The organism is Hymenobacter algoricola, assembly GCF_039539525.1.
GTDB classification, from domain to species: domain Bacteria; phylum Bacteroidota; class Bacteroidia; order Cytophagales; family Hymenobacteraceae; genus Hymenobacter; species Hymenobacter algoricola.
Window position 1 is genome coordinate 1 of record NZ_BAABDH010000113.1, and the last position, 17,262, is coordinate 17,262.

At 63.1% G+C, this 17,262-nt stretch carries 21 protein-coding genes; 10 read left to right on the forward strand and 11 right to left on the reverse strand.

The window, feature by feature from the left end; genetic code table 11:
• Positions 1 to 161: 161 nt before the first annotated feature.
• Positions 162 to 872 (reverse strand): hypothetical protein, encoded by a 711-nt coding sequence (locus tag ABD842_RS20040; protein WP_345117768.1) that lies wholly within the window; start codon positions 870 to 872, stop codon positions 162 to 164.
• A gap of 286 nt (positions 873 to 1,158) precedes the next feature.
• Between ABD842_RS20040 and ABD842_RS20045 the strand changes: the two genes are divergently transcribed.
• The 5 genes from ABD842_RS20045 to ABD842_RS20065 all read left to right on the forward strand — a co-directional run bounded on the left by ABD842_RS20045 (position 1,159) and on the right by ABD842_RS20065 (position 5,096).
• Positions 1,159 to 1,566 carry a 6-pyruvoyl trahydropterin synthase family protein gene (locus ABD842_RS20045; protein ID WP_345117770.1) on the forward strand — a complete coding sequence of 136 codons (408 nt, stop codon included), beginning with the start codon at positions 1,159 to 1,161 and terminating at the stop codon, positions 1,564 to 1,566.
• Positions 1,559 to 2,239: a GTP cyclohydrolase I FolE gene (gene folE, locus ABD842_RS20050; protein ID WP_345117772.1), complete on the forward strand. Its 681-nt coding sequence runs from the start codon at positions 1,559 to 1,561 to the stop codon at positions 2,237 to 2,239. The genes ABD842_RS20045 and folE overlap by 8 nt, the downstream gene beginning before the upstream one ends.
• 103 nt (positions 2,240 to 2,342) lie before the next feature.
• Positions 2,343 to 3,260: a TIGR01777 family oxidoreductase gene (locus tag ABD842_RS20055; RefSeq protein WP_345117774.1), complete on the forward strand. Its 918-nt coding sequence runs from the start codon at positions 2,343 to 2,345 to the stop codon at positions 3,258 to 3,260.
• A gap of 106 nt (positions 3,261 to 3,366) precedes the next feature.
• Positions 3,367 to 3,780, forward strand: coding sequence for a hypothetical protein (locus tag ABD842_RS20060; protein WP_345117776.1), 414 nt, complete (start codon positions 3,367 to 3,369; stop codon positions 3,778 to 3,780).
• Between the two features lie 119 nt (positions 3,781 to 3,899).
• Positions 3,900 to 5,096, forward strand: coding sequence for a hypothetical protein (locus ABD842_RS20065; protein WP_345117778.1), 1,197 nt, complete (start codon positions 3,900 to 3,902; stop codon positions 5,094 to 5,096).
• A gap of 124 nt (positions 5,097 to 5,220) precedes the next feature.
• Here ABD842_RS20065 and ABD842_RS20070 read toward each other — a convergent pair whose 3' ends face one another.
• From ABD842_RS20070 to ABD842_RS20110, 9 genes are all read right to left on the reverse strand, one after another.
• Complete coding sequence (locus ABD842_RS20070) at positions 5,221 to 7,593, reverse strand: transglycosylase domain-containing protein (protein ID WP_345117780.1); 2,373 nt, start codon at positions 7,591 to 7,593, stop codon at positions 5,221 to 5,223.
• A 94-nt stretch (positions 7,594 to 7,687) separates the two neighbouring features.
• Complete coding sequence (locus ABD842_RS20075; protein ID WP_345117782.1) at positions 7,688 to 8,071, reverse strand: hypothetical protein; 384 nt, start codon at positions 8,069 to 8,071, stop codon at positions 7,688 to 7,690.
• A 62-nt stretch (positions 8,072 to 8,133) separates the two neighbouring features.
• Positions 8,134 to 8,490: a hypothetical protein gene (locus ABD842_RS20080; protein ID WP_345117784.1), complete on the reverse strand. Its 357-nt coding sequence runs from the start codon at positions 8,488 to 8,490 to the stop codon at positions 8,134 to 8,136.
• Between the two features lie 10 nt (positions 8,491 to 8,500).
• On the reverse strand, positions 8,501 to 8,896 hold the full coding sequence (locus ABD842_RS20085) for a hypothetical protein (RefSeq protein ID WP_345117786.1): 396 nt from the start codon (positions 8,894 to 8,896) through the stop codon (positions 8,501 to 8,503).
• Complete coding sequence (locus tag ABD842_RS20090; protein ID WP_345117788.1) at positions 8,893 to 9,408, reverse strand: Coq4 family protein; 516 nt, start codon at positions 9,406 to 9,408, stop codon at positions 8,893 to 8,895. Before ABD842_RS20090 ends, ABD842_RS20085 begins: the two co-directional genes overlap by 4 nt.
• A gap of 36 nt (positions 9,409 to 9,444) precedes the next feature.
• Positions 9,445 to 9,681 (reverse strand): hypothetical protein, encoded by a 237-nt coding sequence (locus ABD842_RS20095; RefSeq protein ID WP_345117790.1) that lies wholly within the window; start codon positions 9,679 to 9,681, stop codon positions 9,445 to 9,447.
• Positions 9,662 to 11,317 carry a DUF4153 domain-containing protein gene (locus ABD842_RS20100; protein WP_345117792.1) on the reverse strand — a complete coding sequence of 552 codons (1,656 nt, stop codon included), beginning with the start codon at positions 11,315 to 11,317 and terminating at the stop codon, positions 9,662 to 9,664. The genes ABD842_RS20095 and ABD842_RS20100 overlap by 20 nt, the downstream gene beginning before the upstream one ends.
• Before the next feature lie 56 nt (positions 11,318 to 11,373).
• Positions 11,374 to 11,667: a winged helix-turn-helix domain-containing protein gene (locus ABD842_RS20105; protein ID WP_345117794.1), complete on the reverse strand. Its 294-nt coding sequence runs from the start codon at positions 11,665 to 11,667 to the stop codon at positions 11,374 to 11,376.
• Entirely contained in the window at positions 11,664 to 12,332 is a 669-nt protein-coding gene (locus ABD842_RS20110) for a hypothetical protein (protein WP_345117796.1), read from the reverse strand. Before ABD842_RS20110 ends, ABD842_RS20105 begins: the two co-directional genes overlap by 4 nt.
• A gap of 296 nt (positions 12,333 to 12,628) precedes the next feature.
• Between ABD842_RS20110 and ABD842_RS20115 the strand changes: the two genes are divergently transcribed.
• From ABD842_RS20115 to ABD842_RS20130, 4 genes are all read left to right on the forward strand, one after another.
• Entirely contained in the window at positions 12,629 to 13,048 is a 420-nt protein-coding gene (locus tag ABD842_RS20115; protein ID WP_345117798.1) for a hypothetical protein, read from the forward strand.
• A 47-nt stretch (positions 13,049 to 13,095) separates the two neighbouring features.
• On the forward strand, positions 13,096 to 13,890 hold the full coding sequence (locus ABD842_RS20120; RefSeq protein WP_345117800.1) for a class I SAM-dependent methyltransferase: 795 nt from the start codon (positions 13,096 to 13,098) through the stop codon (positions 13,888 to 13,890).
• 114 nt (positions 13,891 to 14,004) lie between these two features.
• Positions 14,005 to 14,886: a UbiA family prenyltransferase gene (locus ABD842_RS20125; protein WP_345117802.1), complete on the forward strand. Its 882-nt coding sequence runs from the start codon at positions 14,005 to 14,007 to the stop codon at positions 14,884 to 14,886.
• A 76-nt stretch (positions 14,887 to 14,962) separates the two neighbouring features.
• Positions 14,963 to 15,580, forward strand: a complete 618-nt coding sequence (locus ABD842_RS20130) for a hypothetical protein (RefSeq protein WP_345117804.1) — start codon at positions 14,963 to 14,965, stop codon at positions 15,578 to 15,580.
• Positions 15,581 to 15,586: 6 nt separating this feature from the next.
• On the opposite strand, the gene ABD842_RS20135 is transcribed toward ABD842_RS20130, so the two are convergent.
• Positions 15,587 to 16,258: a DsbA family protein gene (locus ABD842_RS20135; protein ID WP_345117806.1), complete on the reverse strand. Its 672-nt coding sequence runs from the start codon at positions 16,256 to 16,258 to the stop codon at positions 15,587 to 15,589.
• A 98-nt stretch (positions 16,259 to 16,356) separates the two neighbouring features.
• On the opposite strand from ABD842_RS20135, the gene ABD842_RS20140 reads away from it, so the two are divergent.
• Complete coding sequence (locus ABD842_RS20140) at positions 16,357 to 17,181, forward strand: DUF3667 domain-containing protein (RefSeq protein ID WP_345117808.1); 825 nt, start codon at positions 16,357 to 16,359, stop codon at positions 17,179 to 17,181.
• Positions 17,182 to 17,262 lie beyond the last annotated feature (81 nt).

The following is a 17,262-nucleotide window of genomic DNA, read 5'->3' on the forward strand; positions in this document are numbered from 1 at the left end:
AGGGCAAACTGTAGTCGCGCTGACTACGCCGCGCACGCGGCTCAAACTCGGTTTTCATGACACCTTTTGGAAAAGCTGTCAACATATTTCCGGACCCGACAATGACACAAAAAAAGCCCCGCCAATGCTGGCGGGGCTTTTTTTATGGGCTGTAGGGTCAACTACTCAATTTTGCTCATGCGGTCCTTCACGGCTTCCAGCGCCACGCGCATGTTCACAATGTCGGCGCGGGCCGCTTCCTGCTCTTTCAGGTTCATGTCAATCAGGTTGTTGTACTGCAGCAATTCGGCGGCGTTGGCGGCCAGCTGCTGCTGAATCTCCTGCTTCTTGACCTTGTTCTTCTCGATGTCCTTTTTGATCACATCGGCCTTCGAAATCACGGCCATGTGGTTGTTCTGCGACGATACCAGCGCTTTCTCAGCTTCCGATACCTGCACGGCCAAGTCTTCGCGGTAAAGCATGCGGGCGAAATCCTTCAGGTATTTCTCCGACGACTTCCACTGCACCGGCGTGGCGTCCTTGCTCAGGTAAGCGTTGCCCAGGTCAATCGACCACCACACCGTGGTGCCGGTTGGCGTGGCATCCACTTTGCTGATCAACCGGATCGGCGTCTTGGAAATGTCTTCGATAACTACGGCATCCATCGTGTAGACGCCTTTGTCGGACTTGAACTTGCTGCCGAACTTTTCGCTCAGCTGCTTCTGCCACGAGTCGTCGACCCGCTTGCTATCCAGCTGAATCGTCACACGCTGACCTTTGCGGGGAATGCCCTTGATGGCCATGTCCGTCTCGTCTACGGGCGACTTTTGGGCGTAGCCCGTCACCGTCATTACACAAACCAACAGTAGGGAGAGAAGTACACCTGGTTTCATATTACAATGAAAAGGTTGAAATGAAAGAATTTACAAAAGAAGGGGGGAAGTGCCGGTACGGACTATCCAACTCACCAAATTTAACCATACTCCCTGATGTTGGTACATGTGCCGATTGATTTTTTTGAAGAAAGCAATATTTTATTGAATTAGTCATATGCTATATAACTTTCCTGCAAGAAATGATTTATCTGCCCTTGGAGGCGGCTGAAAGATTTGCCTGAGCGTATTTACAGGCCCTCAACCGGGCCAAACAAAACCAGCGGCGTGCTGTTGAAAGTCGACTATGCCAATCACCGTCTGCCGAAAAGAACACTTCAATGCCGCCCATCGTTTGCACAATCCCTTGTGGAGCAACGAGCAGAACCAACAGGTTTTCGGCAAGTGCAACAACCCCCACTACCACGGCCACAACTACGAGCTGACGGTACGCCTGACCGGCGAAATCGACCCGGAAACCGGCTACCTCTACGACCTCAAGCACTTGAGCGACCTGATTAAGCGCGAGATTCTGGATACCTTTGACCACCGCAACCTGAACCTCGATACCAGCGAGTTTCGCGACCTGAACCCGACGGCCGAGAACATTGCCGTCGTTATCTGGAATCGGCTGCGCGCGCACCTGGCCCCGCACCTGGCCTTATCGGTTACGTTGTATGAGACGGACCGCAATTTTGTAGAATACCATGGATAAATCCGTGCCCGCGGCTATTGCCGCCGCCCAGGGCCCCGGCCTTCCCGACACCCACCTGTCGGCGGACCTGCGCGCTCCGCTCCGCCCCGATGCCTTTGCCCTCACCGACGAAGCCAAAATAGCGGGCATTGCCGAGCACTTCCGCGAAATCATGCAGCTGCTGGGCCTCGACCTGACCGACGACAGCCTGCAGGGCACCCCGCGCCGGGTGGCCAAAATGTACGTGCAGGAGTGGTTCAAGGGCCTCGACTCCAAGCACCGCCCCGACGTGAAGCTGTTTGAGAACCGCTACGCCTACAAGCAGATGCTGGTGGAGCGCGACATCACGGTTTTCTCCTGCTGCGAGCATCACTTCGTGCCCATCATGGGCAAGGCGCACGTAGCTTACCTGCCCGGCGAGCATGTGGTGGGCCTGAGCAAGCTCAACCGCGTGGTGCAGTACTACGCCCGCCGCCCCCAGGTGCAGGAGCGCCTCACCCGGCAGATTGCCGAGGAGCTGAAGCAGACGCTGCACACCGATAATGTGGCCGTACTGATCGAGGCTGACCACCTCTGCGTGATGAGCCGGGGCGTGAATGACACCAGCAGCAGCACCCTCACGGCCGAGTATGGCGGCGCCTTCGAAACCGACGAAGCCCTGCGCGCGGAGTTTTTGCGGCTGATCGGAAAGTAAAAGCTGTTAGCTATTGGCTGATAGCTATTAGCTTGCACTCCGTTTTCCAATAAAGCTCCCAAAAGCCAATGGCTGACAGCGTCCAGCTAGCAGCTCCCCCACCATGTCCCGAAAAGTCCTCATTACCGGTGGTACCGGCCTCATTGGCACCCGCCTGGCCGACATGCTCATTGATGCCGGCTTCGAGGTGGCCATCCTGAGCCGCCACCCCAGCCAGAGTCGCTACCGCAGCTTCCGCTGGGACCCCAGCGCCGGCACCATCGACGAGGCCGCCGTGCCGTATGCCGACTACATCATCAACCTGGCCGGCTCCAGCGTCTCGGATGGGAAGTGGACCAATGAGCGCAAGCGCGACATCCTGACCAGCCGTCTGCTGGGCACCAGCCTGATAGCGCGGGAATTGGCCAAAGGCAACCAGCACGTGCGCACGTTTTTGTCGGCCTCGGCCATCGGCATCTACGGCGACAGCGGCGACCGGCTGGTAACGGAAGAATCGGCGCCGGGCTCTACCGACGACTTTCTGGTGGATGTGTCGCAGCAGTGGGAAAAGGCCGGCCAGCAGGTGCAGGCGCTGGGTATTCGCACCGTGCTGATGCGCATCGGCATCGTGCTCAGCCCCGAGGGCGGGGCCCTGGTGCCCCTGGCCCGCACGGTGAACATGATGGCCGGCGCGCCCCTGGGCTCGGGCAAGCAGTTTATGTCCTGGATTCACCTCGACGACCTGTGCCGTCTGTTTATCCAGGTTTTGGAGGAGCCGCAGTGGCAGGGTACCTACAACGCCGTGGCCCCGAACCCGGTAACCAACCAGCAGTTCACCGAAACCCTGGCCGAGGTGATGCACCGCCCGCTGGTGCTGCCCAAAGTGCCGGCTTTCGGGTTGAAGCTGATGATGGGCGAGATGAGCGAAATCGTGCTGGGCTCCCAGCGCGTGAGTGCCGAGAAAGTGCTTAAGCAGGGCTTCCGGTTTGAATACCCTGAGCTGAAGGCGGCGCTGGAGTCATTTTACGGACAGGAGGAATAAGGTGACCCGGCTATGCTTTGCTGGCCTGCTGCTGGCCACGGCCTGCACTCAGGAACCGAAGTTGCAGGCCCTGCCAGCCGCCGGGGCCTACATAGGCCTGGAAAGCATGGGGCCCAGTCACGACGACATCACGCCCGACGACACCACTGACCGGTGGTACCACGAAAACCGGCTGCTGATTCGCGGCGACTCGGCCTTCCTGGAGAAGATGCCCGTGGTTATCAAAGACGGGGAAAAGGGTTACTCCGCTTCCGACGGAGGCTTTTATACCTACAAGGGCCGGATCAACGCTTACCCGGACTCGTTGGTAACCCGCTTCCGGCTGGTCAACCATGACTACATGCTGACAAGGTTCCGGTACTTGCGCCCGCCCGGCAAGGACTCGACCCTGAGCCTGGGGGAAATGGTAGCGCGCGGCATAGCCGAAGTGGATTCCAGCCGGTTTAAGGTGTCCTACCAGCTCACAACTTCGCCCGGCGGCCTCAGCATGGACGGCGTGACGTACGAGCTGAAGAAATAGGATTTCCTTCTGAAATAGCCGCCGGACTGCCTTCAGCGCCAATGGCCAGAAAGCCGCGTTGCTGACTCAGAAGTAACTTCGGCTATGCTCAACAAGTCCATCAGCTCAACAACTACTCTATGAGGCTCCTGCTGCGCCGGCTGCTTGTGCTGCTCACCGCCGGAATGCTGCTGGTACTGGGCTATCTGAACTACCAGCTTTACTACGCTCCGCCGACGGAGCCCGCAAACCAGGAAGTGGTGCGGCAGCTCCGGTTTCTGCGCGCAACCCTGCATAACGGAGCCGGGCAGCGGATGCAGGAGCTGTATCCCGAGGGCTTCGTCTACCTCAATGCCCTCTACGCGCTGACCTGGTTGGAGCTGCTGCCGCGGGTGCCGGCCAACTCCCGGCTGGGCCTTGATGCCCGTGCGGAAGCCCGCTGGGCGCTGCGGGAAATTCAGTCTCCGGCGGCACAGAGCATTTTTGAGCCGGACCTGCCGCTGCCCCTGGGCGCGTTTTACCAAGGCTGGTCGGCGTACGTGCTGGGGCGGTATCTGGCCGCGCTGCCGCCTGCCGAGCGGGATTCGGCCGATGTGCGGCAGCTACGCCGGCAGTGTACGCTTATTGCCACCGCGCTGGCCGACGGCAACAGTCCTTACCCGGCTTCGTACTCCGGCGCGGCCTGGCCCGCTGACGGGGTGATGGCCCTGGCGGCCCTGGCTTGGCACGACCGGCTGCAAGTCCCGCGCTACCAGCCCCTCATCCGGCAATGGCTCCGGGCGGTAGATGCACACCTGGACTACAATGGTCTTATTCCGCACCAAGTGAGGGTTGGCAGCGGCGCCATGCTGGAGGCGGCCCGCGGGTCGTCGCAGAGCCAGTTGCTCAACTTCCTGTTCGAAATCGACTCGACCTACGCCCGCCGGCATTTTCAGCGCTACCGACCGCTGTTTCTGACCAGCCGTCTGGGGCTGCCGGGTATCCGGGAAGCAGCTTTGGGAGCCCCGCCAAGTGAGGACATCGATTCCGGCCCCGTTATCTGGAGCGTGGGTGGGGCGGCTTCCCTGGTGGGGCGGCGCACCATGCAGCGCTTCGGCGACAGCACCACCGCCCTGGGCCTGCGCAACAGTATTGAAGCCTTTGGCCTGCCCTGGCACGCCGACGGTGGCAAATATTACCTGCTGGGCAAGCTCCCCATTGCCGATGCCTTCATTGCCTGGGGCAACAGTCTGAATCCTCACCGCCCGCTTACCAGCTCTGCTTCCTGGCGCACTCCGTTTCAGCTGCTTTCGGCCCTGCTGGCCATTGGCTTGCTGGGGCTATTGCGCCGGCTGTAAGCCGGGCCGGCATCCTCCGGCTTTCGCAATGCATCATGCCCGACGCTAAGGATGACAAGAACTCTTCCGCAAGAGTTGTCCGACTGTTGCGGAGGAGTTGGGTAACTCTTCCGCAACAGTTGGCCTACAGCTTCAGGCTATCGGGCACCGCGGACCCTTCGTTGTTGAGCTGCTCCAGGAGGTTATCGGTGGCAATGGTATCCACGGCCTCCTCGCGCCGCCGCCGGGGCTCCGACTCCGACACGCAGATGTACTTCTTGCTGATCTTGGAAGTCGGCTTCGGAAACGGGCCCATGGTGATGTCCAGCTCGGGGTCCTGGTAGAGCTTTTCCATGTAGGCGCCGTAGATGGGCAGGGCCATGCGGCCGCCTTCGCCCTGCTGGGAGCCCTGGAAGTGGATGCTGCGGTCTTCGCCGCCCACCCACACGCCGGTCACGAGGTCTTTGGTCACGCCCATGTACCAGCCGTCGGAATAGTTGGAGGTGGTACCGGTTTTGCCGCCGATCTGGTTGTCCTTCTTCCACAGCTCGTAGTCCCACAGCGCCTGGGAGGTGCCGCCGGGCTCGTCCATGCCGCCGCGCAGCATGTAGAGCATCAGCCAGGCCGTTTCCGACGGAATGGCGCGCCGCTGCTTGGGGTCGAACTGCTTTATCACGTTGCCGTTGCGGTCCTCGATGCGGGTCACGAACTGGGGCTCACTCTGAAAGCCGCTGTTGACGAAAGTACTGTAGGCATCCACCATCTCGTACACGCTCACGTCGCCGCCCGAGCCCAGACCGATGCTGGGCACGCCGAGCAGCGGGGAGGTGATACCGACCTTGTGGGCGTATTTGGCCACGTTGTCCCACCCTACTTTCTCCGTCAGCTGGGCCGTCACGGAATTCACCGAGCGGGCCATGGCGTGGCGCAGGGTCATGTTGATGCCGGTGTACTCCCGGGTCACGTTGTCGGGCTTCCACTCCATGGGCTGGCCGTTCTCCACGTAGTTGATGGTCACGCGCTGGTCGCGGATCCGGTCGCAGGGCGTGTAGCCGTTGTCCAGCGCCGTCAGATACACGAAGGGCTTGAAGGTGGAGCCGGCCTGGCGGCGGCCCTGCTTCACGTGGTCGTACTTGAAGAAGCGGTAGTTGATGCCGCCCACCCAGGCCTTCACGTGGCCCGTGAACGGGTCCATGGTCATCATGCCCGCGTGCAGGAAGTGCTTGTAGTAGGCCAGCGAATCGAGGGGGGAAAGCACCAGGGTCGTGTCGCCGTCGCCTTTCCAGGTGAACACCTTCATGGGCCGCTTGGCGTGCAGGGCCGAGTCGAGGCGGGCGGGCTGGCCCTGGTAGCGGGCGGCCAGCAGCTTGTACTGGTCGGTGCGCTTCATCTGGGTTTCGATGAAGTTCGGAATTTCCTTGCCTTCGTCGTCCACCCAGGGGTTGCCGCCACGGTTGCGCCAGAAGGTATCGAAGTCGCGCTGCAGGCGCTTCATGCGGCTTTCCAGCGCCTCCTCGGCGTGGGCCTGCATGCGCGAGTCGATGCTGGTGTAGATTTTCAGCCCGTCGCGGTACATGTCGTAGCCGTTGGCTTCGCACCACTTGTTCACGTACTGGCTCACGGCCCCGCGGAAGTAGGTGTCGGGGCCGTCGATGTGCTTCTCGACGCGGTACTGCAGGGCAATGGGCAGCTGCTGCAACGAGTCGATGGCGGCGGCGGGCAGCACCCGCGACTGGCTCATGCGCTCCAGCACCACGTTGCGCCGCTTCAGGGCCGCCTCCGGGTGGAAGCGCGGGTTATAGGCCGTCGGATTGTTGAGCACGCCTACCAGCATGGCCGCCTCTTCGGGCCGGAGGCTGTCGGGGGAGGTATTGAAAAACGTCTTGGCCGCCACCTTGATGCCGAAGGCGTTGGAGCCATATTCGACGGTGTTGAGGTACATCCGCAGGATTTCCTCCTTGGTGTAGCGCCGCTCCAGCTCCACGGCCGTCAGCCATTCCTTGGTTTTGATCACCAGGATGTTGACCAGCGGAATATGGCCCAGCACGCCCTTGTCGCCGCGGCGGATTTTATACAGGTTTTTGGCCAGCTGCTGGGTGAGCGTGGAGCCGCCGCCGTTTTTGCCGCCGCCGGCCACGGCCCGGGCCAGCGCCGTCAGGTCGATGCCGGAATGCTCGTAGAAGCGCACGTCCTCGGTGGCAATGAGGGCCTTGATGAGCAGGGGTGAAATCTTGTTGTAGGCGACCGGGGCGCGGTTTTCGCGGAAGTACTTACCCAGCAGTACGCCGTCGGCGGTGTACAGCTCGGAAGCCTGCTCGACCCGGGGGCTTTCCAGCTCCTCCAGCCCCGGCGACTTGCCGAACAGGAACAGGAAGTTGCTCTTCACCAGAATTGGGTAGAGCAGGAAGATGCCCAGGAACACCACGAAAAAGCCCCAGACGGTGCGCGAAACGAGGTTGGGCCAGCGGCGCGGCGGGCGGGAGGCGGAGTCAGTTTTCAGCGGTTCGGGAGCGGACATTCGAAGCAGATTGAGTCGGGTGAGGCCGCAGCCCCGGCACCTGGCCCGCAAATATACCAGATAGGCGCGGCCCGGCCCGAACGAAAGTAGCAGCTCAGGCCGACTTGGCCGCCAGCCGGCTGCGCCAGGTAGCCAGCACAATCAGCAGGCCCTTGCCCGAATCGAGCAGCAGGTTGTCGAGGCGGCCGTAGCCAAAGTACAGCCCCAAGCCAATGCCGATCCACCAAAAACCCAGCAGATAGCACAGCGTGGCGTAGTGGGGCTGCCGCTGCCACACCTGCCACAGCGCCACGGCATCAACCAGCGACACGAACAGCAGCAGCCAGGCCAGGGCAAAGCCCATAAAGTGCGTGTCGTTGGAAATGCCCACGCCGAAGCCCGCCAGCAGCTTATCGGGCGCAAAAAATCCGCCGATGGTAAGGGTCAGCTCGATGATGAGGGCCAGAAAAAGCAGCGTAAGCAGCGCGGGGCGGGCCATAAAACGGAGGTCGGGAGGAGGCGTAAGCTAGCATAATTACCCCGCCCGGTTGGGTCGTCACCTTAGTTGCTGGCAATCCATTCGGTCCACATGAAGCCTATTGCCACCATGCCGCCCAGCAGGGAAAGCACTGCCCCGCCGTAGCCCGCCAGGGCCGCAAAGCGCCACACGGCTTTCCAGAAATAGCTTTCCACGGCATCGGACAGGCGCCAGGCGACGCGGGCGGCAATCCAGGGCAGCGTGAGCAGGCAGCCGAACAGCAGGGTCAGAACGACCGGCCGGGCCGCCGGCGTGCTGGGCCACAGCTCCGCGTGAAAGACGTTGTTGAGCAGGCTGAAGACCAGTCCGCCCAGGGCCCACCACAGCAGCGGCGGAACCAGGCGGAGTACCAGGCGCGCAAAGTGGAGCAGCGTTGTCATCCCCACGGCATCAGAAGGAGGCAGGCTGGTCGGCGTCGCCCAGCAGCGCCAGCCCGGCCAGCACCACGCCGCAGCCGCCGACGAGCAGATGAAACAGCAGGCCCAGGAGGAAGACGAAGGCGCCTTTCATCCCGCGCAGCTCCAGGCAGCGCCCCAGCCGCCACATGGGTCCGGTAGTGTAGCTACCCACCAGGATGTTGGCGGCCACAATCAGGACCAGCGCCGTCCATTCGTTGTACACCAGAGCGGTGAGCCACTGCCCGGAGTCGGGGGCGGCATGGCCGGCGCGGTACCAGGCGGGCAGCTGCAGCCAGAGCCAGAGTACGGCTACCACGGCAATCAGCACGCTCAGGCTGCGGCCGGCCGAGGGCCAGGCGGGTGGCGGGAAAGCGGACCGGGCGCTCATACCCGCTGGGCCTCGTAGAAGCCGATTTCCGCCCGTAGCGCTTCCAGGTTCCGGTCTGCCAGCGCCTGCAGGCTCCAGCGCAGCACCGGCAGGGTGCGGCGGCCGCGGCGGTAGTGTGCCCTCAGCTCCGGCCACAACTCGGGCGTGAGCAGGGCCAGGGCCAGAAACCCGAGGCAGGTGATGGAGCAGTCGCCGTTGCCGAACATGAAGGCTTTGAGCTTCAGCTCATCCTCCGGCGTCATGTCGTAGCCCAGCAGCACGTGCTTGAGGTCGTGGTTTTCGTAATGCGGAATCAGCTGCAGGTGATGGCGGCCCAGCAGGTCGGCCACGCCGCGGCCCAGGGTGCCGGGGGGCAGACTTTGCAGCGTTGCCAGCCGGTTCTGAACGTGCTGGGCCCCGTAGAGGCGCCAGAAAACAGGAATCAGCACCGAAGTGCGGGCGTGCTCAATGGTTTTGCGGGCCAGGCGCTGGTAGCGGTTCAGCGAAGCCGGCTGTTGGGAAGAAAGAAGCATCGACAGTTGGATTTGGAATGGCGAGGAAAAAGTGGCCTAGCGGCTGGCCAGCAGCGCTGCCCCCTGGGGCGACCAGACCATCAGGAGCAGAAATACGGCGCCCAGCATCAGGGCCAGCACGGCGCTGGCTACGGGCAGCACCAGCCGCAGCAGGCGGCGGCGGCGCAGGTCGGGGGCGGCGGCCCGCTCCTGCCAGGCCAGCACCAGGGCCAGCACGCCCACCCCCCCGGCGCAGAGCAGCACCATGGTCAGGCTAACGAACAGCTGCAGCATGGCCGGCGGCGGTAACGGGGTGAGCATCGAAGTAGCGGGCGGCCTGATAGTCGGCCCAGGTGTAGCTGGGCCAGTGGCGCCGGGCCTGCCGGGCGCGGGAGCCCCGGATGCGGGCGTGCAGCATTTGCCGGGCCGCCGGTTCGGGCAGCGGCACCCAGGTGTTGCTGCCGGCTTCCCGGTTCAGGGCGCGGCCGGTGAGGGTAGCTTCGCGGGCGGCCAGCTCGGGCAGTACCCGGTCGGGCATGGCGAGCAGGAAGCCGTAGTCGACTTGCCGGAAGCGCGGCTGCAGGTTGTAGCGGACAATCCAGATTTCCCAGTTGCCGGCCGCCAGCAGCAGCAGCACGGCGTAGGCGGCCAGCCCATTCAGCCGGAACAGAGCGTAAGCCGAGCGGCGCCGCCAGATTTTGAGCAGCACCGTGGCCAGCCCGAAGAAAGTCAGCAGCAGGAAGCCGTACACCCCGATACGCTTGTAGGCCAGGCCCGTGTGCTGGATGTAATAGTAGTTGCGCAGCCCCACCGACACGGCCAGCACCGCGTTTTGCAGCACCCACACCGTAGCCGCCCGGCGCAGCAGCGGCAGGCCGGGCTGGTAGAAGTTCAGGTTGCGGCGGAAAAACCACAGCACAATGCCCATAGCCACCAGAATGCTCAGGATCAGCACGTAGGTGCCCTCGTGCACAAACTGCGTCAGATCGAAGCCCGGGGTGGGCACGAAGCCAAACCAGATCCAGGAAATATCGATGGCATTGACCACCAGCAGCAGCACGTTCACCAGCCCGATCAGGCTCATAGCCATCAGGTATTCCTTGCGCAAATCGAGGACCCGAAAGCGGCGGACCCGGAAGTCGGGGCGGCGCACGGCGAAAGAGGCCACCTGGTCGCGGCGGCGGCGCACAAACTCCCCGAAGCGCGACTCGTGGTCGGCGAAGAAGTGCACCGGCATAATGAGGATGGCCCCGGCGGTGAGCAGCAGCCCCAGCCCGAAAAACAGCAGGTGGGGCACCGAAAGCCGGACAAACAGCCTCTCCAGCGCATCACCCAGCATTGTCAGCGCCCGGTCGGTCAGGGCGCTGTACCTCGGATTGGCCACCACGAACAGCAGGTGAAAAACCAGTAGCGCCAGCAGCGGCAGGCCCAGCAGGCGGCCGTAGTACCAGGTGCGGCTCACCCGGCTGCCCAAGTTCTGCGGCAGGCGCAGCAGCTGCGTCAGCCGCCGCACGGCCGGCAGCAGGTTGGCCAGACCGGTCAGCAGGGCGTGGCCGACCAGCTTCAGGTGCGCCTGGTTTACGTAGCCCAGCCAGATGGCCAACGACGCTACGCAGCTCAGCTGCGCCGCTCCCGAGCCGTGCACGGCCACCAGCAGGGCGCTGAGCAAAGTACCCAGCAGGGTGAGGCGGAAGTAGCCGGAGCGCCACACGGGAGAAGTGCGCGGCAGCCCGCCCAGCACGGCGCCCACCACAAACAGGGTGTAGAGCAGCATATTCAGGGCCGCCCGCTCCTGCCAGAACAGCCCATCGAACAAGATGGCACCCACCGGCAGCAGCAGCTTTTGCAGGGCCGTGAGCGGAACCGGCGGCGCGGCGGTAGCCCCGGCGGCCGGCCAGGCCGCGGCCGCGGCAGAAGGAGAAGTAGTCATATATTATTTTTGAAAGAACTTTGTATTTCAAAGTACAGGGGCAAAAAAAAGGCACCTCAGCCGCGCAGCAATTTTTCCAGGGCGCCCAGATGTTCCTGAAAGGCCGTTTTGCCTTCCCTGGATGCCTGGTAGGTGGTGTTCGGCTTCTTGCCCACAAACTGCTTGCTCACCAGCACGTAGCCCGCCTTTTCCAGCGCCGCCACGTGGCTGGCCAGGTTGCCGTCGGTCAGGTCGAGAGCCTCCTTGAGCTCGTTGAAGCTCACGGAGTCGTTGGCCATGAGCACTGCCATGACGCCCAGCCGCACCCGGTTGTCGAAAGCCTTATTAAGCGTATGGATGAGGTGTTTCACAGCGTGGGCCGGGGCGCGCGTTCGTAGCGATTGTACATGAGTAAGCCGTAGCCGATGTGGCCCAGCCCGAAACCCAGGGCGAAGAAAATCAGGCCCCAGCCGGGCAGCAGCACGGCTACCAGGCCCAGGGCCATCTGGGTGAGGCCCAGCAGGCGGATTTCGTCGAGGGTGTATTTGCTGGCGTTGAGCAGGGCCAGGCCATAAAACAGCAGCAGCCCCGGTATTACAAACGAAGCCGCGCCGCGAAGATACAACCCCAGGCAGAACAAGCCGCCCGCCGCCAGCGGCAGCGCCAGACTCCAGGCCAGCCGGCGCGCGGGCGCATCCCACAAGGGGCGGCCGGCCTGCACGGCCCGACGGCGCGTAAAGTAAAACGCCGCTGCCAGCGCCAGCACAATCATGCCCACGGCCAGGCCCAGCAGAAAGGGCAACGCAGCCTGCCGCTCGGCCACCGAGCCTTCCAGCAGCCGCAAGAAACCCTGGGCCTGGTAGTCGCCGGCGGGCAGCTGGGTGTCCAGGTACCAATGCCCCACGGCAGCGCCCGCCAGCGCCACCACGCCCGCCCCCACCCCGGACAGGCCGCTGAGCGATACAAAACGCGAGGACCGCTCCATGATAGCGCGAATCTCGGTGAGCTGGGCAAGCGGATCGGTGGCAGATTTCATATTTTTCAGAGCACTTTGTAATGCAAAGCTAATCTTAGTTAATCGACTTCCAAGCCCGCAGGGCAAAAAAGAATGTTCGCCCGCCAAGGCAGCCCCTGCCGCTGCCCCACCGGCCTGTCCCAAACCGGGAAAAGCCGTTTCATCCTGGGACGCAAATTCCCAAAAATACTTTGATTCCGGGCAATCTGAGGCGTTTTTCACTTCGTACATCTGGCCTCTCCCGCCCGCCCCCGACCTGCCTTGCCCTCCTATTGCTACTCTGCTGCCGTCTTTCATTTTTTCTTACTTCTGCTATTATGACCCACTCTTACGCCGCCATCTCGTCCACCATCAAGCGCACCTTCCAGCTGTGGTTTTTCAGCAATGTGGGCGGTACGCTGTTTCTGGCCGCCCAGTTTGCCCTCGACCGGCTCACCGACTACTCCATTGCCCTGATGGCGGGAGTGGTCGCGGCTATGATTTCGCTGTGCGTGGTGCCGCTGGTCATTCCGTTTTTCACCCTGATGGGCCGCTTTTATGCGGCCTGGTCGCGCCGCAGCATGGCCCTGGCCGGTGTGGGCCTGTTTTACGTGGCCGCCAACCAGCTCCTGCTCTTGTTCCTGCCTTTTGACTCACTGGGCAGCTTGCTGGGAATATCGTTTCCGTATCTGGCCGCCGCGCTGCTGACGGTTATGTGGCTGTACGGCCCGGCTTTGCACTCGCAGCCGCGCGCCTAAAAACCGGTCAACGCGGCTAACGGCGGGTTTTGTGCGTACTTACGCCCGTGAAATTCCGCCTCCAGCTGTTTGAGTTTGAAGACCTGCCCTGGTTTCCGAAAGTAATCCGGGCGGGCATGATGGACTACCTGCGCTTTACCATCTCGGTGCTGCGCATCTACCAGCCCATTGTGCCGCTGTTGCGCGCGGCGGTGCTCCAAGCCGGCCAGCCCAATCTGCTGGAACTGTGCGCCGGAGCCGGCGGCGGCACCGAGGGCGTGTGGCGCAGTCTGCGCGCGTCCGGGCTGCCGCTGGTGTCCGTTACGCTGTCGGACCTGTACCCGCAGCCCGCCGCCTGGCAGCTGCTGGCCGAGCGCACCGGGGGCGGCCTGCGCTACGAAGCGGCCCCGGTAGATGCCACGGCCGTGCCCGCAGCCCTGACCGGGTTTCGCACGGTTTTTTCCGCTTTTCACCATTTTCCGCCCGCCGCCGCCGAGGCCATGCTGGCCGATGCCGTGCGGCAGCAGGCCGGAATCGGCATTTTCGAGGGTGCCGGCAAGCACTGGTACGAGTTGCTGCTGGCCTGGCTGGTGCTGCCGGTGGTGCAGCTGCTGACCACGCCCTTCATCCGCCCCTTCCGCCTGAGCCGGCTGTTTTTCACCTATGTGGTGCCGCTGATTCCGCTGTGTACCATCTGGGACGGGACGGTGTCGGTGCTGCGCATGTACCCGCCGGAGCAGCTGCTGGCCCTGGCCCGCCGCGCCGATCCGTTGGGCCGGTTTGAGTGGCAGGCGGGCAAAGTCCGCAACCCGCTCACCCGCTCCGAGGTGACGTATCTGGTGGGAGTGCCAAAACGCAATTAGTGCTTAAGAATTAAGAGCCAGTAATTGCCGCCGCCACCGTTGGTACCGCAATCAGCCGCTTTTACCCACCTTTGGTCGTTCAACTTCCCATTCACCACCATTTCTGACGACTACTTGGTCATTACAAATTACAAAAAGGTGCTGCCGCTGCTGCGTATTCCGTTTTCGGTGTACCTGATGCCCATCTTCTGGTTTGGACTCAGCGCCCTGCGCGGGCCGGTTGACGGGTGGCGGGCGTTGGGCGTATTTGTGGTGCTCCACCTGCTGGCGTACCCGGCCTCCAATGGCTACAACTCCTACTACGACCGCGACGAAGGCAGCATTGGCGGGTTGAAGGCGCCGCCGAAAGTATCGGAAGAGCTGATTCACCTGGTCTGGCTGTTTGATGCGCTGGCCGTGCTGGGCGCCGCGCTGCTCTCGCCGCTGTTTGGGGCGCTGGTGGCGGTGTACCTGCTGGTATCGAAAGCCTACAGCTACGAAGGCATCCGGCTCAAGAAATACCCGTTTCTGAGCACTTTGGTAGTGGTGGTATTTCAGGGGGCCTTCACGTTTCTGATGACGCAGGTAGGGGTCGGCGCCAGCCAAGCCACGATGGCGGAGCCCACCAACCTACTGCTGGCGTTGGTAAGCACCTTATTTCTGTGCGGCTCCTACCCGCTCACCCAGGTGTATCAGCACCAGGAAGACCGGCAGCGCGGCGACCAGACGCTGAGCTTGTGGCTGGGGCTGCGCGGTACGTTCATTTTTGCCGGCCTGGGCCTGCTGCTGGGGGCCGGCGTGCTGGCCGCCACCTACTGGCTACGGGGCGAGCTGCGCAACCTGCTGATCTTCCTCGGGGCTACTGGGCCGGTGGTCTACCTATTCGGGCGCTGGGCCTGGGCCGTGTGGCAGAGTCCCGCCGCCGCCGACTTTGAGCACACCATGCGCATGAATCAGGTGTCGTCGCTGTGCCTGAGCGCGGCCTTTGTGCTGATGCTCTGGCTGGCGCACCGGTAGCCGCCCGGGCTCAACAGTTTGCCTCCGGTGTACGTATTGCTGCCCAATCTACTGCCTAACCCCAACCCCGTTGACCATGCGCTACGCTGCCCTGGCCCCTTTGCTGCTGCTTGCCAGCGCCTGCACCTCCCCCGAATCGGCCCAGACCACCACTGCCCCGGCAGCCGATACTACGGCGGCCCTGGAGCCGCTGGATACGGCCCGCGCCCCGGCTGTCACGGCGCAGTCGGATACGCTGAAGACGGTCCGGCGCCGCCACTTGTTTTCCTCCCCCACCGCGCCCGACCTGTTTATGCTGGTGCTGCGCGGTCCGGCCGTTACGGGCGGCGAAGTCACGCTTACCATCACCGACGCCGGCGGGCAGGTTATCTTCCGCGAGCTGCTGACCGCCGCCGACCTGGAAGCCTCGATGGTGTATGAGATGAAAACTACCACGGCCACGCCGGCCGAGCGCGAAGCGTTCATCCGGAAGCGCATGGACGAGTTTTTTGCCGATAAGAACTTCCGCACGCCGGCCCTCAGCGCCCGGGAAGCCTACCAGCCCGGTACGCTGGACCGGGCCACCTGGGACGACCTCCAACGGCAGCCCCGGGCCATCGGCTTTCACTACCTGGTGGGCAAAGAGGACGTACGCCGCGTGGTCTGGTTGCCCCGCACGAAGCAGGTGGTGCATTTGCCCGGTTTCGGCGGCTAATCGGCGTTACTTTCCCTGTTCTGCCCGGGCCTGCGCCAAGGCCTGCTCCAGGCCCTGGGCAAACTGCGCGTAGGGCTGGAAGCCGCGGGCCAGCAGGTAGCCCTGGTTGCCGACGCGCAGAATGCTGGTCGGAAAGCCCTGCACGCCGATTTTGGCGACGGCGGCAAATTCTTTTTGAGTAGCCGCGGCCGTTTCCGGCAACGCCCAGCGCCGCCCAAACTCAGCGGCATCGAGGCCGTAGCGGGTTATAAGGGGCAAGTACGTGGCCACGTCGTTCAGGTCCTGTCCGTCGCGGAAGTGGGCCTGCTGCAGGTCGTGGGCAAAGCTGGCGGCGCGGTGCTGCACGTCGTCGAGCTGGCGAAATACGGTGATGGCGCGGCAGGGCGGCTCCGAATCCTGGATGTTGCCGCCCGCGGCTCCCAACGCCCGGAACGCCGCGCCGAACTGCACGCCCGTCGCCTTTTCGACCTGCTGCAAAGCCCCGCTGATGTAGCCCCAGGCCTTGCCGATGGGCCCCACCCGCTCACCCGTCACCATGCCACCACACAGCACCGAAACCGTCACGCGGTCGGCGTATTCGGTTTGGATGCGCTGGATTACGGGGCTCATGCCGTAGCACCAGCCGCAGAGCGGGTCGAAGAGGTAGAGGATTTCGGGGAGGTCGGGGTTTTGTGCCATAAGCCGCAAAATACGCAGCCCCGGGCTTTGCGTTGGCCGGGCCTGCCTGGGGTACCGGAAATTTCGCCAAATTCCGCTACCAACTGACCCGCACTCCGATGGAAACTGTTTCTCCCACTGTATTGCCAGTGCCTGAGCCGGCAGTACTGGTTGGGGCGCCGGCAATTCCGGCCTGCGTCAGCTGCGGCACCGCGCTGGCCGGCCCGTATTGCCACATCTGCGGTGAAAAGCGCCTGCACCGCCACGACTATGCCCTCAAACATTTTCTGGAGCATGCCGTCGATACCGTCACCCACTTCGACCTGCGCGACCTGTGGCAGCAGCTGCGGCGCCCGGGCTGGTTGGCGGCCGAATGGCTGCGGGGCCGCCGGGTACGACACGCGCCCCCCGTGCAGCTGTTTCTGATTACGAACCTGCTGTTCTACCTGCTGGCCAGCGTGTCGCACTTCAGCCCGTTTGATACCCAGCTGCAGTATCATTTCGCCTCCAACAACGGCTACGGCGGCCTGGCCAAGGCTCTGGTGGCCCAGCACCTGCAGGAAACCGGCATCTGGTACACCGCTTTTGCCCGGGAATTCGATGCGCTGGCCCACGGCTATTCCAAAAGCCTGGTTTTTCTGTTTATTCCGCTGCTGGCCGGGCCGCTGTGGCTGCTTTTCCGGCGGCAGCGGCGCTACTTCGTCGAGTGGCTCGTGCTCAGCACCTACCTGTTTGGTGGCATGCTGCTGGTCTTTGCGCTGATGGCGCTGCTGTCGATGTCGGCCCGGGTGGTGCGGCCGCTGCTGTTCGTGTTCACCAACGACGACATCATTGCCCCCTTCATGCTGGCTCTGACCATCGCCTACGCCGCCGGGTTTTTCCGGACCAGTCGGCCTGGCAGCGCTGGGGCAAAGCCTTGCTGTTCAGTCTGGGTTTCGGCGTAGCCCTGATTATCCCTTACCGCTTCGTGCTGTTTCTGGTGTGCTACTGGGCGGCCTCGTAGCAGCAGGCGCTGAACTGTCAGT